Source organism: Companilactobacillus alimentarius DSM 20249, assembly GCF_002849895.1.
Lineage (GTDB): Bacteria > Bacillota > Bacilli > Lactobacillales > Lactobacillaceae > Companilactobacillus > Companilactobacillus alimentarius.
The window spans coordinates 1,961,276-1,986,862 of sequence record NZ_CP018867.1 but is presented as its reverse complement, the minus strand read 5'-3'; the positions used below and the strand labels follow the sequence as shown (position 1 = coordinate 1,986,862).

The 25,587-nt window shown below is 37.8% G+C and carries 15 protein-coding genes, 2 tRNA genes, 3 rRNA genes and 1 pseudogene; 7 read left to right on the top strand and 14 right to left on the bottom strand.

Annotation, left to right across the window (positions count from 1 at the left end; translation table 11 throughout):
* Positions 1-79: 79 nt before the first annotated feature.
* A complete protein-coding gene (locus LA20249_RS09465; protein WP_057738988.1) occupies positions 80-535 on the bottom strand; it encodes a flavodoxin in 456 nt (151 codons plus the stop codon).
* A 103-nt stretch (positions 536-638) separates the two neighbouring features.
* Positions 639-1,241, bottom strand: coding sequence for an NAD(P)H-binding protein (locus LA20249_RS09460; protein WP_057738989.1), 603 nt, complete (start codon positions 1,239-1,241; stop codon positions 639-641).
* A 184-nt stretch (positions 1,242-1,425) separates the two neighbouring features.
* Between LA20249_RS09460 and LA20249_RS09455 the strand changes: the two genes are divergently transcribed.
* Positions 1,426-2,001, top strand: a complete 576-nt coding sequence (locus tag LA20249_RS09455; RefSeq protein WP_057738990.1) for a sugar O-acetyltransferase — start codon at positions 1,426-1,428, stop codon at positions 1,999-2,001.
* 69 nt (positions 2,002-2,070) lie between these two features.
* Here the strand turns inward: LA20249_RS09455 and LA20249_RS09450 are convergent, their stop codons facing one another.
* Positions 2,071-3,135: a baeRF8 domain-containing protein gene (locus LA20249_RS09450; RefSeq protein ID WP_057738991.1), complete on the bottom strand. Its 1,065-nt coding sequence runs from the start codon at positions 3,133-3,135 to the stop codon at positions 2,071-2,073.
* A gap of 136 nt (positions 3,136-3,271) precedes the next feature.
* Here LA20249_RS09450 and hemH point away from each other — a divergent pair.
* Positions 3,272-4,220, top strand: a pseudogene (hemH, locus tag LA20249_RS09445) (ferrochelatase).
* Positions 4,210-5,529: an Nramp family divalent metal transporter gene (locus LA20249_RS09440; RefSeq protein WP_057738992.1), complete on the top strand. Its 1,320-nt coding sequence runs from the start codon at positions 4,210-4,212 to the stop codon at positions 5,527-5,529. Before hemH ends, LA20249_RS09440 begins: the two are co-directional and overlap by 11 nt.
* 83 nt (positions 5,530-5,612) lie before the next feature.
* Here LA20249_RS09440 and LA20249_RS09435 read toward each other — a convergent pair whose 3' ends face one another.
* The 10 genes from LA20249_RS09435 to LA20249_RS09390 form a co-directional block, all read right to left on the bottom strand.
* Positions 5,613-6,458, bottom strand: a complete 846-nt coding sequence (locus tag LA20249_RS09435) for an aldo/keto reductase (RefSeq protein ID WP_057738993.1) — start codon at positions 6,456-6,458, stop codon at positions 5,613-5,615.
* 64 nt (positions 6,459-6,522) lie between these two features.
* Positions 6,523-7,065: a GNAT family N-acetyltransferase gene (locus tag LA20249_RS09430; protein WP_057738994.1), complete on the bottom strand. Its 543-nt coding sequence runs from the start codon at positions 7,063-7,065 to the stop codon at positions 6,523-6,525.
* Between the two features lie 123 nt (positions 7,066-7,188).
* Positions 7,189-7,701: a DoxX family protein gene (locus LA20249_RS09425; protein ID WP_057738995.1), complete on the bottom strand. Its 513-nt coding sequence runs from the start codon at positions 7,699-7,701 to the stop codon at positions 7,189-7,191.
* A gap of 154 nt (positions 7,702-7,855) precedes the next feature.
* Positions 7,856-7,972, bottom strand: a 5S ribosomal RNA gene (rrf, locus tag LA20249_RS09420).
* Between the two features lie 79 nt (positions 7,973-8,051).
* Positions 8,052-10,968, bottom strand: a 23S ribosomal RNA gene (locus LA20249_RS09415).
* Between the two features lie 148 nt (positions 10,969-11,116).
* Positions 11,117-11,189, bottom strand: a tRNA-Ala gene (locus LA20249_RS09410).
* 26 nt (positions 11,190-11,215) lie between these two features.
* Positions 11,216-11,290 (bottom strand) — tRNA-Ile (locus LA20249_RS09405).
* A gap of 83 nt (positions 11,291-11,373) precedes the next feature.
* A 16S ribosomal RNA gene (locus LA20249_RS09400) occupies positions 11,374-12,940 on the bottom strand.
* Together the 16S, 23S and 5S rRNA genes with 2 tRNA genes alongside form the textbook arrangement of a ribosomal RNA operon.
* 610 nt (positions 12,941-13,550) lie before the next feature.
* Entirely contained in the window at positions 13,551-14,459 is a 909-nt protein-coding gene (locus LA20249_RS09395) for a prenyltransferase (protein WP_057738434.1), read from the bottom strand.
* Between the two features lie 147 nt (positions 14,460-14,606).
* Entirely contained in the window at positions 14,607-15,191 is a 585-nt protein-coding gene (locus LA20249_RS09390; RefSeq protein ID WP_057738435.1) for a peptidylprolyl isomerase, read from the bottom strand.
* Between the two features lie 142 nt (positions 15,192-15,333).
* On the opposite strand from LA20249_RS09390, the gene LA20249_RS09385 reads away from it, so the two are divergent.
* The 4 genes from LA20249_RS09385 (at position 15,334) to LA20249_RS09370 (ending at position 22,336) form a co-directional block, all read left to right on the top strand.
* The gene (locus tag LA20249_RS09385; protein ID WP_057738436.1) at positions 15,334-16,176 is read left to right on the top strand and encodes a mechanosensitive ion channel family protein; all 843 of its coding nucleotides are present in this window, start codon (positions 15,334-15,336) and stop codon (positions 16,174-16,176) included.
* A 149-nt stretch (positions 16,177-16,325) separates the two neighbouring features.
* Positions 16,326-17,735: a C69 family dipeptidase gene (locus tag LA20249_RS09380; RefSeq protein ID WP_057738437.1), complete on the top strand. Its 1,410-nt coding sequence runs from the start codon at positions 16,326-16,328 to the stop codon at positions 17,733-17,735.
* A 243-nt stretch (positions 17,736-17,978) separates the two neighbouring features.
* The gene (locus LA20249_RS09375; protein ID WP_057738439.1) at positions 17,979-19,169 is read left to right on the top strand and encodes a metallophosphoesterase family protein; all 1,191 of its coding nucleotides are present in this window, start codon (positions 17,979-17,981) and stop codon (positions 19,167-19,169) included.
* On the top strand, positions 19,169-22,336 hold the full coding sequence (locus tag LA20249_RS09370; RefSeq protein WP_057738441.1) for an SbcC/MukB-like Walker B domain-containing protein: 3,168 nt from the start codon (positions 19,169-19,171) through the stop codon (positions 22,334-22,336). Before LA20249_RS09375 ends, LA20249_RS09370 begins: the two co-directional genes overlap by 1 nt.
* Before the next feature lie 70 nt (positions 22,337-22,406).
* Here the strand turns inward: LA20249_RS09370 and carB are convergent, their stop codons facing one another.
* The gene (gene carB / locus LA20249_RS09365) at positions 22,407-25,583 is read right to left on the bottom strand and encodes a carbamoyl-phosphate synthase large subunit (RefSeq protein WP_057738443.1); all 3,177 of its coding nucleotides are present in this window, start codon (positions 25,581-25,583) and stop codon (positions 22,407-22,409) included.
* Positions 25,584-25,587: the final 4 nt, after the last annotated feature.

Below are 25,587 nucleotides of genomic sequence, written 5' to 3'. Positions count from 1 at the left end.
GAAGAATCCCGACAAAAAGCCTCTCAAAACTATTAAATAGTTTTGAGAGGCTTTTTAATTGTTTTAAAATTACAAAATCTTAATTAAATTTTTCAATGAATTCCTTCAATTGTTTATCATTATTGTCATATCTGAAACCATCAGTTACTGTACTCTTAGCAAATAGTTTCTTTACTGAAGGCATGGAGACTTCAACACTGGAACTTCCACTAGTAGTGAATGGAATGATGGTCTTATTAGCAAAATCATATTTGTCAGCTAATGTAGAAAAGATCATCGGAATCAATCCATTCCAAGTTGGGTAGCCTAGATAAATTGTTTCGTATTTATCAAAGTCTTTGATCTCAGTCTTAATTTGTGGATGTAGTTGTTCGTCAAATTCCTTTTGAGCAACTGCTGCATAATCACTATAATTCTCTGGATATTTTGTTTCAGGTTCCAGTCTCACTATATCAGATCCAGTTAATTCTTGAATCTTTTGTGCGGCTTTCTTAGTATTGTTGGAAAGTGAAAAATAAATTATTAGTTTTGCCATAATTACACCCCTTTTAGCTTTATTCTACATCCTAAAGCCAACTTTAATGCAAGTATAAAAATAAAATATCCCTAATTTTTGAAATTAAGGATATTTCATTAAACTACTTACGGCAAATAGCTAGATTCTCTTTAGAATCCAACATATCATCATTTACCAACTTAACGATGTAGTCAACGGTACTGTCATAAGAAACATCTTTATTCTTAGGTGTCTCTCCTTTTGAACTAATCTCATAACTAACATCTCGACCTTCATCGAATTGAACTGGACGCAAAATCGTATAATTCAAACCTGAATTCTCAATCATTTCAACCGCTGCACGATATGGTTGCAACAAAGCGTTTTGTGTTAAATTGCCCGAAGCCCCGTCAGTTACAGGAATTTCGTTGTAAAGGCCCATTGATGTAATGAAGATCAACCGGTTAATACTTTTTATCTTCATCGCATCAATAATCCTTTGAACTGAAAAAGCTAAATTGCTATCAGCTGCTACCAAAACGATACTATTGCCCTCCATTGCTGCGTTCAACGGCTTATCATCAATCACATCACCTTGAACAATCCGTCCACGCTTTTCATCAATAGATACGGAACTTGTGTTACGTGCCATTAACGTCAATGAATCATCAGTATTTTCCAAAAGTTTTTTAGTTACCCTCTGACCAATAACGCCACTTGCACCTATTATTAGAACATTTGTCATGCCATCTACCTCCGATTTTTTTATTACAAGTCTATCCTAACTCATTTAAATTTATTTAACGAAGGACTCGATTCGAAATTTTCAAAAACTTACAATCATATATCTATTTTCACTCTTATTTCAGTGTTTCCGACAATTATGCTATGCTTAACATACATTTGATTTATGAGGAGAGATTTGAAAGATGGAAATTGAACAAGACCCTGCGTATCAGCAGATGATAAATGGAGAACTTTACCTAGAATCAAAACCACTAGCTGACTTACGTAATGATGTAAGAACAAAATTGATGCAATACAATCTAATTACTGATAGCACTGAGAGAAACAAGAAAATTAAGAGCCTCCTGAAACATGCTGGCGACAGATTTTTTGTTGAACCAACTATTTATTTCAGCTATGGTGTTAATTTATCAATTGGTAATCACTTCTACGCCAATCACGATGTAATGCTTTGTGACGAAGGTAAGATCACCATTGGTAACGATGTTAAATTTGGACCTAAAGTAGGTTTATATACTCCAAAACATCCCATGGACCCAGCTGTTCGCCGAACAGAAGCTGAAACAACAGCTCCAATTACGATTGGAAATGATGTCTGGGTCGGTGGGAGTGCTGTCATCTTACCAGGAGTAACTCTCGGAAACAACGTCATCGTTGGTGCTGGATCAGTTGTTACCCACTCTTTCCCTGACAACGTTATTGTTGTCGGCAATCCTGCTCGTATCCTAAGAAAAAATGAACCTGTCAAAAAAGATTAATTTTATACAAAAAAGGCTCAGTCAGACAACTATCAATAGTCGTCAGGCTGAGTCTTTTACTTTGTCTTTTCAATAGACGATTGCATTGATACTAGGAGCACTTTCCTCTTCGTCATAAATCACTTGGCAATTAGTCTGATTCAAGATTGATTGAACTAATATTTTATTATGATCAATCGAATAAGATTTTCCATCGTTAACCGAGACTAATGTACGAACATCATGATTATCTAAGGCAAAACCGATCGTATTCAAATCTTGAATTAATTTTTCCTGATTCAAAGCTTTGTGAAGCTCATGTTTAGTCTTTTCCATCATTGCAATGTCTTCAAAATATTTATATTCATTAATCTTTTCGTTTAATTCCTGATGTGAGAGATTCAAAATCGAACTATGAATAACTCCTCCGATATATGGACTGTTTCCATAAGAATTTAAGTAGACATCTAACACCTCTGGTAAACCTGTTAAAAGATATGTCTCACCATTCTCTCGATAATATGAACTGAAGGCCTTATCTAAGTAACGATAATAAATCTCTTGGTCCCGTTCTTGTTCTTCCGGTTTTGATCGGTGTCCATGATATTGGGCGATATTCTTACCACCATATGATCCTGAGTTCACATTTGATTCTGCGTCAAAATCAGAATAGTAATCTGAGAATTTGTGATGAATCTGATGAAGTTTAATCTCTTTTAAACTATCAATATCAAATACATTGATACGATCACGACTAATATTCACAATGTAGTCTGGTTTATCAATATTCTCAACCGGCAATAACAAATCTTGAACTAAAAATGTCGTTCCCACATGTGCTTTGGGTGAAACTTTATGATTCATCTCACAGATTTCCATAGTTTCATTATTAGCAAAAACTATTAGAGCACGCTTAGATGTACTGAAAAGTTGACGATCTAATAATAAACTATCTAATTGTTCAACTGTGTTTTCCCACTGTCTTCTTGGATAATTTAATTCCAAATCTTTTTTAACATCTTTTAATAGATTCTTGTACGTAAGGATATTTTCTTCAATCTGAGGAGTTTCTGGATGTATCGGCAAAATAATACTTATCTTTGGTTCCACCTTTGAAGATAATAGTTTTAATAATTTGTCGTCTTTAATATTCATAATTCCACCTCTTCATTTAAATTCTTATGAGAATCATTAGCGTGTTTTAATATTATCATGGTGTAGAAACTTATGTCTATTTTTTTAATCATAAATAGAATAATATTAAACTATAGATATTATCGAGGCGATTATTATGGAAAAAGGTTTACTACTAAGTTAATCTTGGCTCACCTAAATCCCCTAAGACAGCCGACGTCAAAAGTTATCTTTTGGAATTTTTAAGTGATCAAAACGTTATCGGGATGCCTAAAGCACTTTGGCAACCAATTTTACGTGGCATTATTTTACCATTGAGATCTTGGCGATCAGCGACATTTTATCAGGACTCTTGGACTCCACAAGGTTCTCCATTGATTGTTAATACTCAAAAAATTACTAATCAAGTTCAAGAACTCTTACCCAATTGGAATGTAAAGATGGCCATGACCTATGGACAACCAGATATTTCTCAAACTTTAAAAGAAATGCAAAAATCAGGTTGTCAAAAAGTGATTTTGCTTCCGTTATTCCCTCAGTATACGCAAAGCAGTACTAAATCGATTCTTGATCAAGCTAAAAGTTCACAAGTACCCTTGCTTGTTATTGACCGTTTTTATAATCATACAACCTATCAAAAGATTTTGGCTAAGCAAATACAAGCTATGTGGGACAAAGATAGCTACGACGAATTATTTTTCAGCTATCACAGTATTCCTACGACAATGGTCAAGCACGGTGATCCCTATCAAAAAGAGTGCACCGCCACTACTGAACAGGTCTCAAAACTTTTAAAGATTCCTTCCAAAAAAATTAAAACCGTTTATCAATCTAAATTTGGTCCCTTGCCCTGGTTAAAGCCCTATTTGAAAAATGCCTTAATGCAGGCCGTAGAAATTGGTCACAGAAATATCTTAATCGCCACTCCTTCATTTGTTGCTGACTGTCTTGAAACTATAGAAGAAGATTATGTGCAAAATTATCAAACTTTCAAAGCTTGCGGTGGAGACAAATTTCAATTAGTACCGCCAATGAATGATAATTTAGACTTTAGCAAATTTTTAGCGGACTTGGCTTTGAAAAAAGAGGCTCAAGATGCCAAATAAAAAAAGCTTAGATGAGATCAACGAAAGCGTCAAAGTCCCCAGCGTATATGACACTTCGTTCTTACAAAAGTTTTTAGCCTATAGTGGTCCCGGTGCTCTGGTAGCTGTTGGCTATATGGATCCGGGGAATTGGTTAACTTCTTTGTCAGGAGGTAGTCAATATCGCTACGATTTATTATCGGTTCTACTCATCTCTATCTTAGTTGCAATGTTCATGCAGACACTTTCAATTAAATTAGGGGTTGTGGCGAGATTAGATTTAGCCCAAGCCATCGCTACTAAAGTCTCTAAACCAATTCGTTATTTTCTTTGGATTTTAAATGAAATTGCAATGATGGCCACGGATTTGACCGGCGTGATTGGTACAGCCATCGCTTTGAAATTATTATTTAATTTACCCTTAGTCTTTGGAATTCTTTTAACTGTTTTTGACGTTTTGATTGTGCTGATTTTTTTAAGATTTGGCATTAGAAGAATTGAATTCATTGTTCTAGCAGCTATTCTAACCGTAGGAATTATTTTTGGAATCGAAGTCTTCAGAGCTCAACCTAAATTATTTTCGATTATCTCTGGAGTAATTCCCTCTACTGATTTATTTACCAATCACAGAAAATTAGTTCTCAGTTTAGGTATCGTTGGAGCTACAATCATGCCGCACAATATTTACCTACACTCATCATTAGCTCAAAGTCGACGTTACGATCATAATGACCCTCTTCAAGTAAATGAGGCTTTAAGGTTTGCTAAATGGGACTCCAATGTACATCTGATTGCTGCATTCATCATCAATGCACTCTTATTGGTCCTAGGAGGAACTCTTTTTTATCACATGACTAATCAATTAGCTAGCTTGCAAGATGTCTTCACCGGCCTTAAAAGCCATGCAATTGTTGGAACACTGGCTAGTCCTTTGATGAGTTGGCTCTTCGCTTTTGCACTTTTAATTACTGGTATGATTTCTTCCATCACCAGTACTTTATCTGGACAAATAGTCATGGAGGGCTACTTGAATATCCGCTTACCGCTTTGGCAAAGAAGATTGCTGACACGTTTTGTTACTTTAATTCCAATTCTCATTATTGGCTTCATCGTCCACTTCAATGAACAAGATTTTGAGAATCTTATCGTTTACGCTCAAATAATTTTAAGTATTGCATTGCCATTTACACTTTTTCCTATGATATTTCTAACTAACGATAAAAAAATAATGGGAAATCACGTTAATAGCAAATTGACAACTACCGTGGGAATTATTTTAGCCTCAGCAATTACCATTTTGAATCTACAGTTATTGTTTTCACTTATTTAATAAAAAATAGGGCAAGGTAATCAAATTATGATTATCTTGCCCTATTTAGTTCAATACCTACCATATTGCAATCTACTCTATTTTTATCCTTGAGTAGAATTATGAGAATGAGTTGGTGCCGTATCAGGCATGACATTCAATGTCTTCATATCTTCAGCACTGATCTCAAAATCTAATTTGGCATTATCTTCAATATGTGCCTTATGGACAGCCTTTGGTAAAGGCAAAACACCATTTTGTACTACAAATTGAATAGCCAATTGAGGAACACTGACATTATACTTTTGAGCAATCTTTAAAATATCTTGATTATTTACTAAGCCACCGGTAGCTAAAGGTGAATAAGCTTCAACTAAAATGTCATGATCTTGAGCAAATTTAGTGATCTTAGGCTCCGTATATCCAATGTAATATTGAATTTGATCAACCATTGGTTTGATTGTGGCAGTCTTCAAAACATTTTCCAAATCGTGAACATTAAAGTTAGAAACACCAATAGCTTTAACACGACCAGAATTGTAAATTTTCTCCATAGCACGCCAAACATCTTGATTCTGCTTGTCATAATTTGAACCAATTTCACTCCATGGCCATGGAGCATGAACTAAATAGAGATCCAAATAATCTATATCCAAATTCTTCATTGTTGTATCAAAGTCTCTCAATGTATCATCATAATTCTTAGTTTGCCCTGGCAATTTTGATGTTACAAATAAGTCCTCACGTTTAACACCAGAATCCCTAACAGCTTCACCAACTTCTTTTTCGTTAGCATAAGCTAAAGCCGTATCAATGTGTCTATAGCCAATATCAATTGCATCATGAACAGCCTGTTTTGCATCCGAAGCGGGAATCTGCCATGTCCCAAAAGCAACTTTAGGAATTTTCACACCATTATAAATATCAAATGTATCTGTTAACTTTGTCATAAAAACTCTCCTTCCGTGTAAGCATATTCATAATACTACCTATAGCTAACTTTAGGTCAAATATTTAGTCCAATTCTTTCCAAGGAATTATTGGTGCCATTTCTTTTTCGCGTTTATTTAAAGTTTTCTCCATCCAAGTAACGTCTAGCCAACGATTAAATTTAAATCCAGTTTTATGCAGAACCCCAACTTTTTGATAGCCAAATTTTTCATGAAATCTGATACTATTGAGATTCTCTTCGGTGACACAAGCCATCAAATTTACGACACCTTGCTTTGTTAAAATGGCTTCCAGCTTGTGGTATAACTGGCTGCCTAACCCGTGTCCTTCATAATTCTTGTCAATATAAATACTGGCTTCAACGGTCCATGCAAACGCGGCTCTTGGACCATACAAATGGGCATACGCATATCCCAAAACTTTGCCATTATCGTCAGTCGCTACTAAATAAGGAAATTTTTTTGAAATATCACGAATACGCTGTTTGAAATTTTCAACTGATGGTATGACATTTTCAAAAGTTATTGTGGTCTCTGTGATATATGGAGCATAAATATCTAATAGTGCCTGAGCATCATCTTCGGTGACACATCTAATCTTTGCCATTTAATCTACCTTCTCATTACATTATTTCATAGTAGAATATTTAAGCACAAAATACGTTATTTTTACAGTCCTATTAATCAAAAAACGCCTCCAACTAAATTAATAGTCAAAGGCGTTAGTTTATTAATCCCAAATTGAATTTCTACTGCTATGTTGTTTAAAAATGTGAGTTCTGATCCAAGGAATGACCCAGTAATCCAAACCAATCTTACTAGCATTAAATCCAGCAATAATAATGAAGTATTCCAAGAAAATGTATTCAGGATTAACTGAAATGGCTCCAGCTAACATGTATGAGAAGTTCATCATCAGTCCAAAGAATACAGCTGCGGTAGTTAAACAGCCAAAAATCAAACCAAGTCCGACAAGCAATTCACCCCAAGAAACTAAGTAACTCATACCTCTGTAATGTGGCAAAATAGCACTGAGCATGCTATTGAACCAAGGATACAAGACTTTACCGGTGGGTCCCTTAACAGGATTTTTAATTGCATTGCTAAGCAATCCCTTAACAGCACCACTAGCACCGCCAGTAACCTTTTCCCAACCAGTCAGGGTCCATTCGATACCGAGATAAATTCTAATAATAGCTAATATAATTGAAGCAACTTTATTATTACGTAAAAACTTTACCATAATGTTTCCCCCTTATTCATTTAACATTGATTATTATATAACTAATTTTTTCGTATGTTATCAATTAGACTATATTTGTAGACTAATATAGTCTAATTTTAAATAAAAGAGAGCACAAAAAAAGAGATCAACCTAAGTTGACCTCTTATCATTAGCGTGGCAGCTACCTATCCTCGCGGGTAGTTTCCCACCAACTACTTTCGGCGTGGAGAAGCTTAACTTCTGTGTTCGGTATGGGAACAGGTGTATCCTTCTCGCTATCGCCACCACACTATATTTGCTCGTACCTTCAAAACTAGATATTAAGACTATGAATTAAATAATGAAACACTTCAAACTGTGAACTCTTCTCGGTTAAGTCCTCGATCTATTAGTACTGCTCAGCTCCATGTATCGCTACACTTCCACCCGCAGCCTATCTACGTCATATTCTTTAACGGATCTTACTTCCTTAACGGAATGGGAAATCTCATCTCGAGGGGGGCTTCACACTTAGATGCTTTCAGCGTTTATCCCGTCCATACGTAGCTACCCAGCGATGCGCCTGGCGGCACAACTGGTACACCAGAGGTATGTCCATCCCGGTCCTCTCGTACTAAGGACAGCTCCTCTCAAATTTCCTACGCCCGCGACGGATAGGGACCGAACTGTCTCACGACGTTCTGAACCCAGCTCGCGTACCGCTTTAATGGGCGAACAGCCCAACCCTTGGGACCGACTACAGCCCCAGGATGCGATGAGCCGACATCGAGGTGCCAAACCTCCCCGTCGATGTGAACTCTTGGGGGAGATAAGCCTGTTATCCCCAGGGTAGCTTTTATCCGTTGAGCGATGGCCCTTCCATATGGTACCACCGGATCACTAAGTCCGACTTTCGTCCCTGCTCGACTTGTCAGTCTCGCAGTCAAGCTCGCTTATGCCTTTACATTCTACGAATGATTTCCAACCATTCTGAGCGAACCTTTGAGCGCCTCCGTTACATTTTAGGAGGCGACCGCCCCAGTCAAACTGCCCACCAGACACTGTCCCTCGTCGCGATAAACGACGTAGGTTAGAGTTTTCATATAACAAGGGTAGTATCCCACCAATGCCTCCATCGAAACTAGCGTTCCGATATCAACGGCTCCTACCTATCCTGTACATGTCACACAAAAACTCAATATCAAGCTACAGTAAAGCTCCATGGGGTCTTTCCGTCCTGTCGCGGGTAACCCGCATCTTCACGGGTATTATAATTTCACCGAGTCTCTCGTTGAGACAGTGCCCAAATCATTACGCCTTTCGTGCGGGTCGGAACTTACCCGACAAGGAATTTCGCTACCTTAGGACCGTTATAGTTACGGCCGCCGTTTACTGGGGCTTCAATTCTCAGCTTCGCAAAAGCTAACTGATCCTCTTAACCTTCCAGCACCGGGCAGGCGTCAGCCCATATACGTCATCTTACGATTTAGCATAGACCTGTGTTTTTGATAAACAGTTGTTTGGGCCTATTCACTGCGGCTGGCTGTTACACCAGCACCCCTTCTCCCGAAGTTACGGGGTCATTTTGCCGAGTTCCTTAACGAGAGTTCACTCGCTGACCTTAGGATACTCTCCTCGACTACCTGTGTCGGTTTGCGGTACGGGTAGTTTATTTCTAACTAGGAACTTTTCTCGGCAGTGTGAGTTACTGTGCTTCGCTACTAAAATTTCACTCCCCATCACAGCTTGTCCTTAAAGAGTTAAGCATTTGACTCAACTCAAGACTCACTGCTTGGACACGCATATCCATCAGCGTGCACACATCATCCTCCTGCGTCCTTCCATCGTTCAAACAAAATAAACTAGTACAGGAATATCAACCTGTTATCCATCGATTACACCTTTCGGTCTCATCTTAGGCCCCGACTAACCCTGGGAGGACGAGCCTTCCCCAGGAAACCTTAGTCTTTCGGCCGACCAGATTCTCACTGGTCTTTCGTTACTCATACCGGCATTCTCACTTCTAAGAACTCCACTACTCCTCACGGTATAGCTTCAATGCTCTTACAACGCTCTCCTACCACGTATCTTACGATACATCCACAGTTTCGGTATCATGCTTAGCCCCGGTACATTTTCGGCGCAGAATCACTCGACTAGTGAGCTATTACGCACTCTTTGAATGAATGGCTGCTTCTAAGCCAACATCCTAGTTGTCTATGCGTTTCCACATCCTTTTCCACTTAGCATGAATTTTGGGACCTTAACTGGTGATCTGGGCTGTTTCCCTTTCGACGGTGGATCTTATCACTCATCGTCTGACTCCCGGGTAAAGATCAATGGCATTCGGAGTTTATCTGAATTCAGTAACCCAAGACGGGCCCCTAGTCCAAACAGTGCTCTACCTCCACGATCCTAATCCCCGAGGCTAACCCTAAAGCTATTTCGGAGAGAACCAGCTATCTCCAAGTTCGTTTGGAATTTCACCGCTATCCACATCTCATCCCAGCATTTTTCAACATACACGGGTTCGGTCCTCCAATGCGTTTTACCGCATCTTCAACCTGGACATGGATAGGTCACTTGGTTTCGGGTCTACATCAACATACTAGATCGCCCTATTCAGACTCGCTTTCGCTCCGGCTCCGACTTTTCATCTTAACCTTGCATGTTAACGTAACTCGCCGGTTCATTCTACAAAAGGCACGCCATCATCCATAAACGGACTCTGACTACTTGTAGGCACACGGTTTCAGGATCTATTTCACTCCCCTTCCGGGGTTCTTTTCACCTTTCCCTCACGGTACTGGTTCACTATCGGTCACTAGGGAGTATTTAGCCTTGGGAGATGGTCCTCCCGGATTCCGACGGAGTTTCTCGTGTTCCGCCGTACTCAGGATACTGAATGGAGAAGTATTGATTTCACTTACGAGGCTTTCACTCTCTTTGGCCAGCTTTTCCAAGCTGTTCAGCTATCTCAACTATTTGTACTCACAACATCAGTCCTACAACCCTAAAGAGCAAGCTCTTTAGTTTGGGCTATTCCCGTTTCGCTCGCCGCTACTCAGGGAATCGAATTTCTTTCTATTCCTGCAACTACTTAGATGTTTCAGTTCATTGCGTATTCCTCTTGACTGCTATGTATTCACAGACAAGTAAATATCCATTACGATATTTGGGTTCCCCCATTCGGAAATCCCCGGATCAAAGCTTACTTACAGCTCCCCGAGGCGTATCGTCGTTAGTTACGTCCTTCATCGGCTCCTAGTGCCTAGGCATCCACCGTGCGCCCTTTATAACTTAACCTAATAAATTACAAAAGCAATTTAAATCATTTGCCATAACATAAGTTACAGCTGGCAACTAAAAAGTTGCCGCGCAGTTTTCGGTGTTTCTTTAATTCATTAATTCTTAATATCCAGTTTTCAAGGTACGAGTATGACATCTCTGTCAATGGAGGTTAACGGGATCGAACCGATGACCTCCTGCTTGCAAAGCAGGTGCTCTCCCAGCTGAGCTAAACCCCCATGTTACTATTAAGTTTTGCAGAGAATGGGCCTAAATGGACTTGAACCATCGACCTCACGCTTATCAGGCGTGCGCTCTAAACCAGCTGAGCTATAGGCCCGAAAGCGCCAGGTAGACCTCTCAAAACTAAACAAAGTTTTAACGATTGTGTATTCCGTTGGTACCAAAGTACCATATCCTTAGAAAGGAGGTGATCCAGCCGCAGGTTCTCCTACGGCTACCTTGTTACGACTTCACCCTAATCATTTGTCCCACCTTAGGCGGCTAGTTCCCCGAAGGGTTACCCCACCGACTTTGGGTGTTACAAACTCTCATGGTGTGACGGGCGGTGTGTACAAGGCCCGGGAACGTATTCACCGCGGCATGCTGATCCGCGATTACTAGCGATTCCAGCTTCATGCAGGCGAGTTGCAGCCTGCAATCCGAACTGAGATCGGTTTTAAGTGATTTGCTTGCCCTCGCGAGTTCGCAACACGTTGTACCGACCATTGTAGCACGTGTGTAGCCCAGGTCATAAGGGGCATGATGATTTGACGTCGTCCCCACCTTCCTCCGGTTTATCACCGGCAGTCTCACCAGAGTGCCCAACTGAATGCTGGCAACTGATAATAAGGGTTGCGCTCGTTGCGGGACTTAACCCAACATCTCACGACACGAGCTGACGACAACCATGCACCACCTGTATCCATGTCCCCGAAGGGAAAGACTAATCTCTTAGCTTTTCATGGTATGTCAAGACCTGGTAAGGTTCTTCGCGTTGCTTCGAATTAAACCACATGCTCCACCGCTTGTGCGGGCCCCCGTCAATTCCTTTGAGTTTCAATCTTGCGATCGTACTCCCCAGGCGGAGTGCTTAATGCGTTAGCTGCAGCACTGAAGGGCGGAAACCCTCCAACACTTAGCACTCATCGTTTACGGCATGGACTACCAGGGTATCTAATCCTGTTTGCTACCCATGCTTTCGAATCTCAGCGTCAGTTACAGACCAGAAAGCCGCCTTCGCCACTGGTGTTCTTCCATATATCTACGCATTCCACCGCTACACATGGAGTTCCACTTTCCTCTTCTGCACTCAAGTTCACCAGTTTTCGAAGCACTTCCTCGGTTGAGCCGAGGGCTTTCACTTCAAACTTAATGAACCGCCTACATTCTCTTTACGCCCAATAAATCCGGACAACGCTTGCCACCTACGTATTACCGCGGCTGCTGGCACGTAGTTAGCCGTGGCTTTCTGGTTGAATACCGTCAGTACGTGAACAGTTACTCTCACATATGTTCTTCTTCAACAACAGAGTTTTACGATCCGAAAACCTTCTTCACTCACGTGGCATTGCTCCATCAGACTTTCGTCCATTGTGGAAGATTCCCTACTGCTGCCTCCCGTAGGAGTTTGGGCCGTGTCTCAGTCCCAATGTGGCCGATTACCCTCTCAGGTCGGCTACGTATCATCGCCTTGGTGAGCTATTACCTCACCAACTAGCTAATACGCCGCGGGTCCATCCAGAAGAGATAGCAAAACCATCTTTTAAACAAAAAACATGTGTTTAATGTTGTTATGCGGTATTAGCACTTGTTTCCAAATGTTATCCCCCACTTCTGGGCAGGTTACCCACGTGTTACTCACCCGTCCGCCACTCACTTAGATCTAAATCATGATGCAAGCATCAATCAAAAGGAAAGTTCGTTCGACTTGCATGTATTAGGCATGCCGCCAGCGTTCGTCCTGAGCCAGGATCAAACTCTCATATTAAAAGTTTGTGACTCATAAAAAATATTACTAGCGAATTGACTTCGTTGTATATCAACAAAAATGTTGACCTACACAATTTTAGTGTTAAAACTTTGTTCAGTTTTCAAAGGTCTACCAGCTGATTAAGCGCTTACGCTCATCAGCGACTTAATTATTTTATCAAGCCGACAAGTTGATGTCAAGGACTTTTTAAAATAATTTTACTAACAATTCAATGAAATGAATCAAGGAATTGTTAGGCGTTATCTCAACAGACAACTTAATAATCATATCGAAGATGAAAGACCAAGTCAAGCATTTTCTCAAGAAAATTTAGAAGCAATGGAGATGAATAAATCATCAAACCGTTGACTCCGTTGAACTGTCGCAACAACAAGATATATATTACCCGTTCAGTTACGACGTTGCAAGTCTTTTTTATTACTTTTTTTGATTTTTTACTAATTTATTATCTATAGTTCTGTTTCTTCCTATTATTTAACAAATTAAATCTTCTAAATAATCTTTTACAGTTAGTATTATAACACCTCTACTTTAACGTATAGATTGCTTTTACACTATGTATAAAAAAGAAGCATCCCTCATTTTATCTGAGAAATGCTCATATTAACTATAGAAAACTAATTAAACCACCTACTAAAACTGATACTAATAAAATCTGTGCATTCTTAACTGAATTAACAAACGTCAAAGCTTTACTAGGCTTCTTGATAAACTTGATGCTATTAATAACTACCAATGGTGAAGTCACCACTAAAAATGCCAAACAATACCACGGCAGATATCCCAAAACAACAGAACTTAAAACTGCTAAGTAACCGACGAAATAACTAACGACCCATACTAATTTAGATTTCTCTTGTCCTAAATAAGCTACTAACGTCTTTCGACCGACTTTTAAGTCTTCACTTGCATCCGAAATGTTATTTGCCAGCATTATATTGCTAATTGCAAATACAGCAACCAACGATACTAATGCCGTTTTCCAAATAAAACTCCATTCAAAATTCAAATCATTATAAAAATTAACATAGACAGCTAATAAAGTAATGTTGTAGCCCATTGTTAATCCAGAAACCACTTCACCAAAGGGACTGTATGCTATTGATTTACGTCCACCTGAATAAAGATACCCTATAGCAAAACTAATCAATCCTACAACCAGAATAAAGAATCCTGTTTGAAATACTAAATATAAGCCAATAATTGCTGAAATAATTGCTAAAGCTGACATTGTTTTAAATGCCAATTGTGGCGATATCTGCCGACGATTCAAAGTATTATTAACACTATTCTTGAAAACATCTGGTTGCTTTTGATATTTATAGTAATCAACATACTGATTGTGCACATTAACTGCCAAATGAAACAAAACTACCGCAATGAATAGCAAGATACTTAAGCCCAAATTGAAGTCCCTATAATAAACCCCCACAAACATAAACCCCAACAGTGTTGGCATAACCGAGGTCACCGCAGAATAAATCTTTGTTAAATCAAAAAAATCTTTTACTGTCATTTCCCTATTCCCTTCTATAACTAGTCGTTTTAAGTCTAACGAAAGCGATTTTGATAAACAAAGAAATGGCTCATTAATTTCTTAATATAAGATAAAAAAATAGCCATAGTAACCACAAATTTTGATTACTACAGCCATATTCACTTCCTACTTACTGATTTCAACTGTTTCCATGACGATATCGTCTTTAGGTTTGTCATTGCCATCACGTTTAGCACGACTAATTTCTTGAACAACATCCATGCCCTCGATAACTTGACCGAAAACAGTATGACGATGATCTAGCCAAGGAGTTCCACCATTCTTATAAGCAGCAATGATTTCCTCAGGATAACCTGCACTAGACATTTCCTTAATCATCCTTTTAGGCATGTTCTCATTGGAAACTATGAAAAATTGACTTCCATTAGTATTAGGGCCAGCGTTAGCCATTGACAAGGCTCCAGTAAGATTGAAGAGTTGGTTACTAAATTCATCTTCGAAATTCTTACCATAGATACTTTCACCACCAGCACCCGTTCCTGTAGGATCTCCACCTTGAATCATGAAATCAGGAATTACTCGATGGAAAATAATTCCATTGTAGTAACCCTTTTGTGCTAATTCGATAAAGTTCTTAACCGTCTTAGGGACCAACTCATCAAAAAGTTGAACTTTGATCTCACCATGATTGGTTTTTATTGTAGCTACACTACCTGTTGCATTTTCTAAATCTAATTGTGGGTATGCCATTTTTATTTCCTCTCTATTAATAACTAAGTAAACTTACTTTACCATACTTAATTCATATTCCAATTGTTTGCCCTCTCAAAAGATGCTCTTCATTTTTGTGATATCATAGTTTCATCAATATCTATTGAAAGGATCAAATGATTTGAATACGTCGTTTAACTTTAATAATTTAATCAAGAAAATGGTTTTAAAAGTCGATTGGGAAGCAGTTTTACAACATATAGCTTCGGTCGTCTTGCAATTAGTTTTGTTAACAATAGTTTTATTATTGATCAATTGGATTGGTAAAAAAATTATTCGTCGTCTCTTTAAAACCGGTCTGAGAAAATATAAGCGTGGTATCTCTCCGAAAAAATTAGACACCATTTATACCTTAGTACTAAACATTTTTAAATACGTCCTGATGTTTTTCTGGATCTACGCCATTCTCTCAGCTATTGGTATTCCCGTTGGTACCTTGATTGCAGGTGCCGGAATTTTCAGTTTGGCAATCGGTCTTGGTGCGCAAGGATTCGTTTCTGACATGGTCAATGGCTTTTTTATTCTTTTGGAACAACAGATCAGTGTTGGGGATACTATCCAAGTCAATAGTGTCGAAGGACAGGTAACATATGTTGGTATCCGAACCACTCAGATTCAAAGTGTCGACGGAACCCTTAATTACATCCCCAATCGCAACATCACCATCGTCAGCAATAAATCACGTAATAATATGCAGGCGTTAATGGAAATTCCAGTATCTAGCGACGCTCCCTTTGAAGAAATCACGAAAATCATCAACAATATTAATCAAAATTTAGACCTAGTGAAACTCCAAATCACGAAAAAGCCTTATATAGTAGGCTTTTCAAATCAACCTGATGGAACCTTGGTAATCCAAGTCGCCACTTATACTAAACCAGGAGCTCAATTTCATGTTAAAAACGTTCTCCTAGAAAAATATTTATCCGAAATTAAAGCTTCTGGAATTAATTTGCCTAAGTAAACCTGTCAATAGTCATAATAATCGAAACTAGCAGATTAGTATGACTATTTTTATTTAATCCAATAAATCTAATGATTCTACGACCATTGGTTTAAATCATTAAAGCAGTTATAATTGAATTATCATAATTCATATAAGGAGCTATTATTATGGAAAAGCGTATTAAAGGTTCATGTACATCAATTTTAGTTGGTAAAAAAGCTTCAATTGATGGTTCAACAATTATTTCCCGAAATGACGATGGTCACGAAGCCTTGGACCCACAACGTTTCGTCGTTGTAAATCCAGAAGATCAACCTAAGACTTATCAATCAGTTATCAGCAAAGTTAAAGTTGACTTACCTGAAAAGCCATTGCGTTACACATCAATTCCTAATTCAATTCTAACAAACGGAATCTGGCCAGCAGCTGGTATTAATAGTAAGAATGTTGCTATGTCAGCAACTGAAACTATTACTACTAATTCACGTGTCTTAGGTCTTGACCCATTCGTTGAAAACGGCCTTGGTGAAGAAGATCTTGTTACAGTCGTCCTCCCTTATATTAAGAGCGCCCGTGACGGTGTTAAACGTATGGGAGCATTGCTTGAAGAATATGGAACATACGAACCAAATGGGATTGCCTTTTCTGACAATGAAGAGGTTTGGTGGTTAGAAACTATTGGAGGTCACCACTGGGCAGCCGTTCGTATTCCCGATGATGCCTATGTCGTTGCACCAAACCGTATGAATATCGACAATTTCGATTTTGATTCCGATGACACTCTTTGTTCAGATGATTTGAAAGCCTTGATTGATCAAAATAATCTCAATCCTGATTTCGACAACTATAATCTAAGACATATTCTTGGTAGTTCTTCTATTAAAGATACAGTTTACAATAATCCTCGTGCTTGGTATGGACAAAAATTCTTTAGTCCTGATGACACAACTGATGATCCTATGAATCAAGATTTACCATTCATCTGTCATGCCAATCGCAAGATTTCTATTGAGGATGTCAAGTTTGTCTTGAGTTCTCATTTTGAGAATACTAAATATGACGTTTATGGCAACGGTACTGAAGCTGAAAAGAGACTCTTTAGACCAATTGGTATCAACCGAAACCATGATGTTCACATTCTTCAAATTAGAAACAATGTTCCTGCAGAAATTGCTGGTATTCACTGGTTAGCTTATGGCGCTAATACTTTCAATACGGTCGTACCATTTTATGCCAATGTCAACGACACTCCTGATCAATACAAAAATGCCACTGGTAAATTTGATATGAATAATATGTACTGGTTAAGTTGTACAACTGCCTTACTCGGAGACACTGACTACGATCTATACGTTGATATGAGAAATGATTATGAACTCGATGCTATGAGCGTTTACCGTAAAATCCAAAATGAAACTGATAGCAAGATTTCTGATCACAAAGATGTTGAAAAATATCTCGAAACCGCCAATAAAAAATTAGCTGATATTGCTTTTGATAAGCAAACTAAACTTCTTGGCGACATGGTCACAATGGGTTCTGAACATATGAAATTACGTTACAATTTGAACGATTAATTTTAACAACAAATATTTAATATCCACTAAAGAAAACCGATATCGTTAGCCAACAAAATGGTTATCATATCGGTTTTTTAGATAGAATAATTGGCTTTATTCCGCGTTTTCTGAAGGATTTAAGGATAAAATAATTTTATTTCAATTTTTTAAAAAATATTATAAAAGCTCAATACGAACATCAGTTCTAGATGATATACTTAACTTATTCTTTTATTACAACAAATCAATCGGAGGCATCACATGAAACTTTTACACACGGCCGACTGGCATATTGGTCGAACTTTAAACGGCTATTCACTTTTAGATGAACAAAAAAATGCTTTTAAGCAAATCTTACAGATAGCTAAAGCTGAAAAAGTTGCCGGCATTGTTATTGCTGGCGATATTTATGACCGTGCCGTCCCTAATCCTGAGGCTGTCACTGCTTTAGATAAAATGCTTCAAGAAATCAATCTGGATAATAAAATCCCAATTTATGCAATTTCTGGAAATCACGATAGTGCTAAACGTTTAAATTATGGGCGAGCTTGGATGGAACATACTAATTTCCATTTGAACACTTTGTTAAAAGAAGCCTTTACCCCAGTCGAAACAGCTACGACACAAATTTTCCTATTACCCTTTTTCGATCCCCTCGACGCCCGAGTTTACTACAAACATCAAGGCATGGATATAGACAAGATTAAAGAAATCACCTCAATTGGTACCGCCATGCAATTAGTCATTTCCGATATAAAAAAACGTTTCAATCCGAATAAGAGACACCTTCTAGTTTCTCATTTTGCAGTTACACCAAATCAAGAATCTGAATTGGAATTAACCAGTGAAACGACTTCAAAAGTCGGTGGTTTAGCCACATTAACTTCTGATCAGTTCGAAGACTTTGACTACGTCATGTTAGGACATATTCATACCCGTTTTGCTTCTCCAAATGATACCATCCGCTATTCTGGTAGTCCTGTTAAATTCAATATCAAAGAAGCTCGTATCAAAAATAAAGGTAAAGGCGTCGATATTGTTACACTTGACGACCAAGGTATCAAACGAGAATTTAAACCTTTAGTCCCAAAGACTGACCTTGTTGTGCTTGAAGAAAATTGGTCAACTCTTTGTGATCCTGATTTTTATAAACAACAACCCGTCAATCACGACTGGTTTGCCATTACGATTAAAGACTTCGAACCCAGTGAACACGTTCAGACTAACGTTCGTGCTGAATTGCAAAAACGTTATGGAACTATTGTTGAACTTGACTACCAAATCAATCATGCCGAACAGTTGCACCAAAATATTAATACTAATATCAACCAACTCAGTCCTGAGGAAACAGTTGATCAGTTTTTTGATACCATCACTGGCAAAAAATTATCTCTTCCCCAACAAAAATTGGTTGAAACAATCTTTAACGAAGTAGAGAGGCAAAAAAAATAATGAAACCATTATATCTAGAAATGAACTGTTTTGGACCACATCAACACTCAATTATTGATTTTCGTAAGTTAGATGAATCTCCTATTTTCTTAATTGGTGGTGACACAGGTGCCGGTAAATCCACTATTTTTGATGCCATGACCTACGCTCTCTTTAACAAAACCACGAGTGATCGTGATGCTAGAGAGATGCGGAGTCAATTTGCTACTGGCGATGAACCAACGAAAGTAATTTTCTACTTCGAACAAAACGGAAAAATTTTTAAAGTTGAACGTACTCCTGAACAATTTTTAACCAAGAAAAGTGGAAAGGGTTTAACTAAAAAGAATCCAACTGCCAATCTATCTGTCGTTGAAGATGTTCATAAATCAGAGATTGATAGCATTGCTACTAAACCGGTTGATGTCGGCTATGCAATTGATGACATTCTCAATTTAAACGCTGAGCAATTCAAGAAAATTATTCTCTTACCGCAAAATGATTTTTCCGAATTTCTCAAGTCGAATACTAACGATAAAGAAAAGATTCTCAAGAAGATCTTTGGAACACAGCTATTTACCGACTTTACTGCTAAATTGAAGGACCATTATGACCAAGCTAAAAGTAAAGCTGATGACTTCAACAACGATATTAAGGCACAAATTCAAGCTTCAATTTGGAATGAGACTGAACAAGATCAACTTAAGAAAATTCCAAATGACCAATTGATACCAACTATTAATAGCTATGTTGCAGCTCGGCAGGAAAAATTAACCGTGGCTCAAAATAATCAAAAAAATGCTGATACAGCTTGGAAAAAGGCTGATAACAACTATCAAGCTGCCAAGGAGCTCCAAAACAAATTTGAACAATTAGCTTCTTCTAAAAAAGATTATCAAAAACATATCATTGAACATTCTACTGATATGGAAACAAAGAAAAAGCATGTAATCCAACTCGAATGGGCTCAACCGCTACAAGAAACCGTTCATGATTTAAATCGTCTTCAACAAGAACAACAATTTGATTTGAAAAATAAACAAGAACTCGATAAGGAATTACAACAATCCAAAGATCAACTAACAGTGGCCAAAAAAGAAATTGCTACCCTAAACGACCAAGCAGATGATTTTGAAGATAAAAAGAAACGAGCTCAAAATTTAAGTATTCTCATAACCAAAGTTCAAGATATTGAAAGTATTAAAACATCACTGACACAATTAGAACCAAAATTAAAAGTAGCCACAGAAGCTGTTCATGACAAAGCTAATGATTTAAAAGCTATAAAAAATTCTATTGATTCTAAAAATACTGAGTTGTCCAAGTACCAAGATCTCTCCACTCAAAAGGATCAACTAATTAAAGCTCAAACTAATTTTAGTGATACTTTTTCAAAATTAGAAAGTAATCGGAATAATTCTGCTAACGATGTCGCTGAAATTCAATCCAAACTTGATAAGCTTAATTCTGCTTTGAAAGAAAAGACTCAAGATCTAGCTGCCAAAAAAGCTGATTATCAAGAAAAAATCAAGACACGTCAATCACTAATGATTGCTCAATTACGCCAAGAATTATCCATTGGTGAACCTTGCCCCGTTTGTGGCTCCACGAAACATCCCTACGCTCAGAATAAGGCTACAGCTGACGAGACGAAACTGCGCCAAGCAATGGATGCCGTGGATGCTTCCCAAAAGGCTTTTGCTAGCGCCGAAACCGATTTGAAGAATTTACAAAGTAATATTAATGAAAATTCTGATGATTTTGAACAGAAACAACAACTTGCTGTCTCTGCACAAGTCGATTTATCAATGCAATATAGCAAATTTATTACCACTTCAATGATTGATTTGCCACAAGAATTCAATTTTAAAAATGCCAAACTGGCTTTTCAAACTCAAGTTGATCAGTTAGATCATCAAATTCAAGTTTCACAAAAACTAACTAGTGAGATCAAGGATCTTCAAAAGCAACAATCTCAAAAACAAGCTGATTTGAACCTTGCCCAATCAAAATTAGATCAATTAACTGCCGAAATTAAGACACGTTCGACTGATTTACAGACTAAATCCAAAGATATTAGTAACCCTAACGCTACTAGTCAGGAATTAATCTCTCAAAAAGATGAATTAAATAAAGCTATTGAAGCTTATCAAAATGACTTAAAAGTTTCACAAGAAACATTGCATAAAAATGAATTAAGCTTTAATAACAATCAGACTAAACTAACTGATATTCAATCTCAATTAGATAAAATTTCTAAAGATATAAATAATTTTAATTCTGAATTGACAACTGCTATTCAGGCTAAATCTGCACAAACCAACAACTTAGATATCTTAAAAAATTGGATCAATGAGCTATCTCAAAATAAACTCGTTGACTTAAAGAACGCTATTTCTAGCTACGAAAAAGAAAAAGAAATCTTAACGATAAATATCAACAAAATAAAAGAACAATTAAAAGATACCCAACAACCAGATTTAGAAAACTTAAAGCAAATTCTATCGGATGCTGAAACCAAACGTACTCTAGCTATCGAAAATACTACTTCTACCAATCGTGATTTCACTGAAGCTCAAACTTATTTGGAGAAACTTCAAGAAATCATTAAACACCAAGGAGACTTTGCCCAAAAATTAGCTGCTATTACAAGTCTTTACAATGTTGTTAACGGGAAAGATGGTAATGACAACAAACTTAAACTGGAAACCTACGTCGTTCAAAATTATCTCTTAAAAATTTTGGATTATGCCAATAACAAATTCTTAAATCGTCTATCTCACAATCGCTATTCCTTTGAATTATCAACTCAGAGCACTAATAAACAGCGTGATCATGGCCTTGATATTAACATCTATGATCGAGAAACTAATTCCACACGTTCTTCGGATACTCTTTCCGGTGGTGAAACCTTCATTGCTGCTTTATCTATCGCTTTGTCATTAAGTGAAGTTGTTCAATCATCCGCCAATGGTGTCCAGATTGATGCTCTCTTTGTAGATGAAGGATTTGGCTCTTTAGATGATGAGACTTTAGGAGAAGCCATGGCTGCTCTAGAAGATATTGGCCAAAATCGAATGGTCGGGGTTATCAGTCATATTGAATCCATGAAACAAAGCATTGGTCAACAATTGCTTGTCAAAAAACTAGGCGATGGTAAAAGTAAAATTGTTCTTGTCGATAAATAAAAAAGCAACCTTCTCCAAAGGATTAGGTTACTTTCTATACGGACACAAAGCCCAATTATTCTAATAAGATTTACAAAGGATTTACGCCAATAAAACGTTTCTCAAGCACTCTCAAGATTGCATCCGCCGTATCCAATGATGTATATAACGGTACTGAATTTAAGACGGCATTTTGTCTAATGATATAACCATCAGACGTATGGGTACGTTTATCACCAATCGTGTTGATCAGCAATTGAACTTTATTGTGAGTGATGTCGTAGATAATATCCTTATCCGTCTCACCAACTTTTGGTACCACCTTAGCTCTGATACCCAGCTTGTTGAAGTATTCTGCAGTCCCTTTAGTGGCTAAAACTTGGAAGCCGACTTCTTCAAAGCGCTTAGCTAATCCAGAAGCTTCTTTCTTATCAGAATCATTGACCGTAATCAAAACATTTCCGGCATCTTTAATATGTTGATTCGTAGCTTCAAAAGCTTTATACAAAGCTTCTGTATAATCAACTCCTGAGCCCATTACCTCGCCAGTTGATTTCATCTCTGGTCCCAAGGCACTGTCAACATCATTTAATTTGTTAAAGGAGAAAGTTGGTGCTTTAACGTGAATCAATCGTGATTCTGGTGCCAATCCAGGTTCCAATCCTAAACTGTTAAAATCAGCTCCTAAAATTAATTTTGTCGCAATTCGAGCCATTTGAATACCAGTAACTTTGCTTAAGAAAGGCACTGTCCGGCTAGCCCGGGGATTTACTTCAATCACGTAAGCTTGATTGTCATGAATCACGAATTGAATATTCATAATTCCTATACAGTGCAACTCTTTTGCCAAACGTTTAGCGTATTCGACAATTTGATCTTGAACAGTATCAGGAATATTTTGAGGAGGATAAACCGCCATCGAATCTCCAGAATGGACACCCGAACGTTCAATGTGTTCAATAATTCCTGGCAATAAGACATTCTTCCCGTCACTTAAAGCATCAATTTCACATTCACGCCCTGTTAAATAACTATCAATTAAAACTGGATGATTGTTAGAAACATGAACAGCTTCTTGCATATACTTATTCAATTCTTCATCTGATTTGATAATCTCCATCGCACGCCCACCTAAGACATAGCTTGGGCGAATCAAAACTGGATAGCCAATTTTTTGAGCTACTTGTAAAGCTCCTTTAGCAGATGTAGCTGTTCCACCAATTGGTTGGGGAATTTCTAATTTTTTAATGATTTGATCAAACAAATCACGATCTTCAGCTCGATTAATGTCGTCAACTGAAGTTCCTAGAATCTTGATACCATTCTCTTTTAAGGGTTCCGCTAAATTCACTGAAGTCTGACCACCAAATTGAACAATTGCTCCAATCGGCTTTTCCAAATCACAAACATTCAATACATCTTCCAATGTCAAAGGTTCAAAATAGAGCTTATCCGCAATCGAATAATCAGTTGAGACAGTTTCCGGATTATTATTAATGACGATTGCCTTGTATCCCATCTGTTGCACAGCATTGACACAGTGAACCGTTGAATAATCAAACTCAATTCCCTGACCAATTCTAATCGGACCTGAGCCAAGGATTAGAACAGATTTATCAGACATTTTTTGTGATTCATTTTCAGCTTCATAAGTACTATAGAAGTATGGTGTTTCAGCTTCAAATTCACCAGCACAAGTATCAACTGTCTTGTAAGTTGGTAAAATTCCACTTTGAATTCTAAAGGTTCGAATAATATCTTCTGGTACGTCATTCAATCGACCAATAGTTCTATCGGAGTAACCTAAACGTTTAGCTTCAATAACAACCTCTTTAGTCAAAGTTCCACTAGTTAAAACTTTTTCAAAATCAATAATTCGTTTCATTTTAGCCAAGAAAAAGGGATTGATTGCCGTTAATTGGTTAATTTTCTCATATGAAACATCTCGACGTAACAATTCAGCCAAGTAGAAAAGTCGATCATCTTTAGGAATAGAAACATACTTCTCCAGATCCTCAGTTGCCTTATTCTTGAGAGAATCCATAATCAAGTCATGTTGATCAATATCCAGCGAACGAACCGCCTTTTGTAAAGCTTCTTCAAAGTTACGACCTAACGCCATCACTTCACCAGTTGCTTTCATCTGTGTTCCAATTGTACGATCAGCTTTGGAAAATTTATCAAACGGCCAACGAGGAATCTTGCAGACAACATAATCAAGTGCTGGTTCAAATTGAGCAAAAGTTTTACCAGTAATAGGATTAGTAATTTCATCTAATGTCAATCCTACAGCAATTTTGGCGGCAATTTTAGCAATTGAATAACCCGTAGCCTTTGAAGCTAGAGCAGAGGAACGGCTAACTCGCGGATTAACTTCGATAATGTAGTAATTACTTGTTTTGGTATCAATGGCAAGTTGAACGTTACAACCACCTTCAATTTTTAGAGCTCGGATAATCTTTAGAGAAACGTCTCGTAATTTTTGTACTTCCGTGTCAGATAAAGTTTGAATTGGTGATACGACAATAGAATCTCCGGTATGAATCCCAACGGGATCAACATTTTCCATATGGCAAACGGCTAATGCATTATCATCACTGTCACGCATTACTTCAAACTCAATTTCTTTGAATCCAGCAATGCTTTGTTCAATCAAGCATTCTGTAGACGGCGAAACTTTTAATCCTCGTTCAACGATTTCTTTTAATTCAACATCATCATGAGCAACACCACCACCGGTTCCACCCATGGTAAACGCTGGTCTTATAATAACTGGAAAACCGATTTTATCGGTGAATTTCTTGGCATCTTGATACGTATAAGCTGTCTGTGAAGCTGGAATTGGCTCGTGTAATTTTTGCATTAATTCCTTGAACTCTTCACGATCTTCCGCTTCATTGATCGTATCTAACTTAGTTCCAATGATTTCAATATCTAATTGATCCAAAATTCCTGATTCTTGGAGTTGAACCGCCATGTTCAAACCAGTTTGTCCACCCAAGGTTGGTAAAATAGCATCCGGATGTTCTTTTACGAGAACCTTTTCCACAAATTCTAAAGTGATTGGTTCGATATAAACTTTATCGGCAATGTGCTTGTCGGTCATAATCGTGGCTGGATTTGAATTGATCAAAACAACTTCATAGCCCTCTTCTTTCAAGGCTAGACAAGCTTGAGTACCTGAATAATCAAATTCGGCGGCTTGTCCAATAATAATTGGGCCAGAACCAATGATCATAATCTTTTTTAAGTCTGTTCTCTTTGGCATAATT